This is a genomic window from Desertibacillus haloalkaliphilus, assembly GCF_019039105.1.
In the GTDB taxonomy this organism is placed as follows: domain Bacteria; phylum Bacillota; class Bacilli; order Bacillales; family KJ1-10-99; genus Desertibacillus; species Desertibacillus haloalkaliphilus.
On the sequence record NZ_JAHPIV010000313.1, the window covers coordinates 1 to 384 of the forward strand.

Sequence of the window (384 nt, forward strand, 5' to 3'; positions counted from 1 at the left end):
CCTATATCTGTTAATAAACCAATTACTTTTTCAGGAATCGTGTCCCTTTGATTTAAATAACGTAAAGCAGCTGCTAACTCACCATCTGCGCCACCATACTGTTCAATTAAGTATTTGGCCAAAGTTGGGTTACATGTACTAACTTTCACTGGATATTGCAATTTCTTTTCATAAATCCACAATAAAACCTACCCCCTCTGATGATGTTATAACTCCCATGGCCAGGGCGACTCGTTCCAATTCCATGGATAGCTGCTATAACTGTTCCCATACTGTTGTAGTGGACCATAAATTTTTTCAATTTCTATTTTTAGTCGTTGTCTGACTTCGGACATTTGATTAAATTGTTGTATTGCATCCATATCATTTGGATGTGTGTCTAGA

At 37.0% G+C, this 384-nt stretch carries 1 protein-coding gene and 1 pseudogene; both read right to left on the minus strand.

The annotated features are described in order from the left end of the window. Positions 1–182 (minus strand): annotated as a pseudogene (cotJC, locus tag KH400_RS22095) (spore coat protein CotJC); the annotation flags it as partial. 24 nt (positions 183–206) lie between these two features. Then, positions 207–384 (minus strand): spore coat protein CotJB (locus tag KH400_RS22100; RefSeq protein WP_217228305.1); only part of this gene is annotated, 178 nt, incomplete at its 5' end.